The sequence below is a fragment of the Microcoleus sp. B4-C2 genome, from assembly GCF_036705265.1.
In the GTDB taxonomy this organism is placed as follows: domain Bacteria; phylum Cyanobacteriota; class Cyanobacteriia; order Cyanobacteriales; family Microcoleaceae; genus Microcoleus.
In genome coordinates this window covers 1-5807 of sequence record NZ_JAUBUB010000172.1, presented here as the reverse complement: position 1 = coordinate 5807, position 5807 = coordinate 1, and the positions used below count along the sequence as shown (strand labels likewise).

Annotated in this window: 2 protein-coding genes; both read right to left on the bottom strand. The window is 50.5% G+C overall.

What is annotated here, in order from left to right; all coding sequences use genetic code 11:
• Positions 1–4618, bottom strand: a 4618-nt coding sequence (locus QUB20_RS27910; protein WP_333251341.1) for a DUF4347 domain-containing protein, incomplete at its 3' end; no start/stop codon positions are given.
• Positions 4619–5268: 650 nt separating this feature from the next.
• A partial coding sequence (locus tag QUB20_RS27905) for a calcium-binding protein (protein WP_333251339.1) occupies positions 5269–5807 on the bottom strand: 539 nt, incomplete at its 5' end.

Below are 5807 nucleotides of genomic sequence, written 5' to 3'. Positions count from 1 at the left end.
CTACTGGGTTGAATATGGGGGTTGGTTCTGGGGCGGGTGTGGGTGTTGGTGGTGTTGGTTCTGGGGCGGGTGTTGGTGTTGGTGGTGTTGGTTCTGGGGCGGGTGTTGGTTCCGCGGCGGGTGTGGGTGTTGGTTCTGGGGCGGGTGTTGGTTCCGGCGTGGGTGTGGGTGTGGGTTCTGGCGCGGGTGTTGGTGTTGGTGGTGTTGGTGGTGTTGGTGGTGTTGGTGGTGTTGGTGTTGGTGGTGTTGGTGGTGTTGGTGGTGTTGGTGTTGGTGGTGTTGGTGGTGTTGGTGTTGGTGGTGTTGGTGGTGTTGGTGGTGTTGGTGTGGGCGCGGGTGTTGGTGGTGTTGGTGGTGTTGGTGGTGTTGGTGGTGTTGGTGTTGGCGCCGGTGTTGGTTCGTTCAGGGGAATGGCAGAGACAGTAGCGCTGGCGGGGCTGGTAGCGCCCTGGTTGTCTGTAGCGCTGTAGGTGAAATTTGCTGTTGTAAAGTTGGCTGTGGATTGGAAAAATAATTGGTTAATGTCAGCAGGTGTCAGAATTTGACCGGCGCGGATAATCCTGCCGCCTGTTTCGGGATCGCCTAAAAATACCAGCCCCTCATTTGCTGGTGGGACGGTGTTGATGGTGAAGGATTCGATCGACCCGTCTGGATCTGTGCCGCCTAGTCCTGCGATCGCCACAGTGCTGCTGGGGGCGATTTCGAGGTTGACGTTGTTAGCTACTGGCGGTTTGTTGGGCTCCGGCAGCACCGCCGAGACAGTAGCGCTGGCGCGGCTGGTAGCGCCCTGGTTGTCTGTAGCGCTGTAGGTGAAATTTGCTTTTGTAAAGTTGCCTGTCGATTGGAAAAATAATTGGTTAATGTCAGCAGGTGTCAGAATTTGACCGGCGGTGACAATCGTGCCGCCAGTATCGGGATTGCCTAAAAATACCAGCCCTTCATTTGCTGGTGGGACGGTGTTGATGGTGAAAGATGCGATCGACCCGTCGGGGTCGCTTCCTCCCAGTCCTGCGATCGCCACAGTGCTGCTGGGGGCGATTTCGAGGTTGACGTTGCTAGCTATCGGCCGTAGGTTGGCAGGAGTCGGAGTCGGAGTCGGTGGGAGTGGGGGAGTCGGAGTCGGGGCAGTGGCGATGCTGGTGGCAACAGTTGCGCCGGGCTCGCTGCCGTTATTGTTGCCGGGATTCGGGTCATTAGTGGTTGAGGTACTTCTTGCCGTGTTGCTGAGAGTCCCGGTCGCGGGGACTGGGAATGTGACTCTCCGGCTGACAGTCACGCCGTCAGCTAAGTTGGCAATGGGCGGAAAGCTGACAATGCCTGTCGCTGGGTTGTAAGTACCGCCGTTGGATGCTGTGACGCCCGTTAAACCGGGAACGATGCTGTCTGTAAGGGTGATGTTGGTGGCGGTACTGGGCCCTCTGTTTTCGGTGAGAATGGTGTAGGTGACAGTCGAACCCGCGATCGCAGTAGCGGGCCCGGTTTTGAGCGTCACTACATCGGCGCTATCGGCGATCGTAGTGGTGACTCGCGCTTCGGGGCTGCTGCCGTTGTTGTTGGCAGGATTGGGGTCTGGACTCGTTGAGGTGCTGCTAGCAGTGTTGGTGATGGGGCCACCGGTGGCGGGAACTGCGAAACTGACGGTTCTGTTTGTGCTGGCTGCGCTGGCTAGGGATGGGATCGCCGTCCAAGTCACAATACCTGTAGTTGCGTTGTAACTTCCGCCCTCGGAGACGCTGACTCCTGTTAAACCAGGAACAATGGTGTCGGCGATCGCCACATTGGTTGCCGCACTCGGCCCACTGTTGGCTGCCGTAATTGTGTAGGTGACAGTCGAACCCGCGATCGCAGTAGCGGGCCCGGTTTTGCGCGTCACTACATCGGCGCTATCGGCGATCGTGGTGGTGACTCTTGCCGACGGGCTGCTGCCATTGTTGTTGCCGGGATTGGGGTCATTAGTGGTGGAGGTACTGCTAGCAGTGTTGGCGACGGTGCCGCCGGTGGCGGGAACTGCGAAACTGACGGTTCTGTTGGTGCTGGCTGCGCGGGCTAGGGATGCGATCGCCGTCCAAGTCACAATACCTGTAGTTGCGTTGTAACTTCCGCCCTCGGAGACGCTGACTCCTGTTAAACCAGGAACAATGGTGTCGGCGATCGCCACATTGGTTGCCGCACTCGGCCCACTGTTGGCTGCCGTAATTGTGTAGGTGACAGTCGAACCCGCGATCGCAGTAGCGGGCCCGGTTTTGCGCGTCACTACATCGGCGCTATCGGTGATAGTAGTGGTGACTCGCGCTTCGGGGCTGCTGCCGTTGTTGTTGCCGGGATTGGGGTCTGGGGTAATCGAGGTACTGCTAGCAGTGTTGGCGACGGTGCCACCGGTGGCGGGAACTGCGAAACTGACGGTTCTGTTGGCGCTGGTTGCGCTGGCTAGGGATGGGATCGCCGTCCAAGTCACAATACCTGTAGTTGCGTTGTAACTTCCGCCCTCGGAGACGCTGACTCCTGTTAAACCAGGAACAATGGTGTCGGCGATCGCCACATTGGTTGCCGCACTCGGCCCACTGTTGGCTGCCGTAATTGTGTAGGTGACAGTCGAACCCGCGATCGCAGTAGCGGGCCCAATTTTACGCGTCACTACATCAGCGCTATCGTTCGTAATAGTGGTCGTGACTCTCGCATCCGGGCGGCTGCCGCTGTTGTTACCGGGTACGGGATCGATCGTGCTGCTGCTGCTGAATACACTATTTGTAATAGGGCCGAGTGTAGTTGGGGTCGTAACAGTTACGGTGCGGGTGGCTGTGGCCCCAACAGGTAAATTCGGAATACTCCAGGAAACCAGTCTCGTTGTCGGGTTGAAAGTGCCGTTGCCGTCGGCACTGCCAAATACTGCCCCGACGGGCAATTGATCTTCAACCACCACGTTTTCGGCGGCGTCCGGGCCGTTATTTACCGTCGTAATTGTGTAAGTGATGCTGCTACCCGGTGCCGCTGCCGCCGGGCCTGTTTTCGTTGAGGCAACATCTGCTGTAGTAAGCGGCACGTCTATAGTTTGGATCGACAAAGTGCGAACGTCGTGAATATTTGTTGCGGCTCCCGTTGAACCAGCAAAACCAAATTTGAATGTTGCCGGGATTGGCCCGTTTAAGTCCTCTAAATTGGCAATGTCGATAATAGTCTCGCCCTGATCTGTAAACAAACCATTATTGTTGAGATCAAAGTTAACAGTGAGACGGTTTGGTGTTGCAGAAGTGGGGGGTTGCAAAATAATTTGAACTCTTCTTCTGGCTTCTTCGCGACTGCTGGTAATGGCATTGTTCGGCCCGTTTGGAGGCAGAGGATTTACGGTATCGGGAATATTATCTATTCCCTGCGGCACAAACGTAGAAGTTAAAAATTGATATTGCGTAACTTCGCTACCTCGAAGCGTTACCGAATCTCGTCTAATTCCCCCCGGAAGTCCGCCTACCCGCCCTTGAGTTGTAGTTGAGAAATTTCCGAATTCATCCAATCCAATTCCTAAATAACCTCCCCGTAAACCGGACTGATTTGTATCTGTATTTTGCGCGTAGCCGAGAGAACCTCCATAGCCTCCAGCTACTGTTGGCGTCACAGTACCGTCAATTAAAAAGAAACTTATGCCGTCCCCTGTCTGCCCTGCTAAATCAGGACGATCAGGACGTGTAGTGCCGTCGTAGGCAAATATATCGAAGACAATTTTAAGACCGCTGTTGACAGGAACCTGACTGTTATAGATGACAAAAGTAGATTGGTCAAAAGTTCTTGTAGTTAATCTCAACGCCCCGCTGCCAACCGGGTCTATGTTCAAGCCCGGAAAACTCTCTGTTCCGGTTCCTGCTGTTAAAGCTGGAGCATCTGAAATGCCTGTTACCCCAGAGATCCAAGGCCCGATTAGACTTGCATCTTGAAAACTTTCATCCACTAAATTAATGAGGACAGCGCTGTAATTTTCCTGGGTGTTTTTTTCAAAGGCTATTGCTGTTTTTACTCGTCCTGCTGTAACATTTAATTGCCAGTTTCCTCCTAATTTGGCACTGCCAATTAGATTGTTGGAAGCCGCTATATTTGCGCCTGTTAATTCTCTCAGCTTCCGCACGAAAGCAATCCCGGATTTTCCAGCCCCAACCTTACACGATAATAATAAAATATCGGCTTTTTCGCTTAAGGAATTTCGCCACTGCTGCAAATGCCGATCGTACTTTGATAAGTTTTCATTCTTCAGTAAAGTTGACCCCAGTTGCACGGAAGCTTCATTGCCGTGAGCAACAATCTGAAGGCTGGCAATTAAACTGCGTTTAGCTAGAATCTCGGTAATTTGTTCTACTCCGTCCAGAGTTCGATCGAGGACAATTATCTCTGTCCCTGGTTTGACTCCGCTGGCAAGATGCTGATAATTCTCTACCCTCGGATCGATGCAAACTAAATGTTTTGTATGTGTAGTCTTGACGCCCCGAGTCGCTTTTGTTAAACCGGAAATATCGAGCGCCATATCACCCACTAACGACGGCCCACTCCAAGAACTTTTTATGCAGTAAGTGTAGCGGCGATCGCAACTTGATTGGTAAATTGGCGAAGAGTAGTTGCACCATAAATGTTTCATGAGTTACATAGCTCCTTGATCTATTAACTTTCAATCTTCCGTGGTAGATATTATTGTTAATTGCTAATGGGAAATTTCTAACTGCTCATTTCTCGATTTCGCATAGTTAACAAGTTATTTTTACTTCGTTTTTGTTTGGATCGACATCTTCCCAAAGTAGCAGTTCGCTCTATTTCGCTGGTAAATCAGGTTTTTTTTTCGCCAATTCAGACGTGGGTCTAAATTATTTTGAAATGAAAAAAATTAGCACAATCTACGATAAATTACCGTAAAATTAGATATTTTTTACCTAAAAGTAGTTGACAACTCTGTGTTTTTGTAGTATCAAAGGGGTTAATGTATGCGATTTTTATTACGACTCGAGTTTTTATCAAACCCAATTTGATCGATCTCAATCAGCCGACTCTCAAATCATCTATATGATACTCAAGAAATGGTTATATTTTTTGTAGTTTTCAACTTTTTTTGTTTTATTTTATCAGCATAAAATGACTCAATAAAAACCCTTTTTATGGTTATTATTGAGTCGAATAACCCCAAAAATCTCCAGATTACTATTTTTTATGCTACATTCAAAAACTCGGTTTATTTAATAAACCGAGTTGCTAAAAGCATAGGAAAAAATGCAGCATATTTAATGCGCTTTGGTCTTAAGGAGAAAGAGTGAGAAAATCCCGATTACTCAGCAAATTATCAGCGCCAAAAACCTGAGCCAAAACCTCGCCTGTGGCCGCAACTTGTAGCAGCGTGCCATTCGCCATCGAGTTAATTTGCAAAGCCTCAAAACTCAAACCACCAGCCAGGACAAACTTATCATTTCCTACAGAAAAATTGAGCACTGTATCAATACCACTATTAGCGCTTAACACAAAGCGATCGTTCCCCATACCCCCAATCAAAGTATCATCTCCCCCATCACCAAACAGCCAGTCATCCCCTGCACCCCCATTGAGAATATCGTTATCTTTCCCACCGTGGAGGGTGTCATTACCATCATCACCATTGAGAGTATCTTGACCCTCATTGCCGTATAACAAGTCATCGCCACTGCCACCATTAATACAGTCTTGCTGACCGTTTTCACCCACAGCGCCTCGCCGATTTTCCCCGGAATCGCCAAAAATAGTATCATTACCTTCATCGCCGCACAAAATATCGTTGCCATCATCCCCGTAAATCAAATCATCCC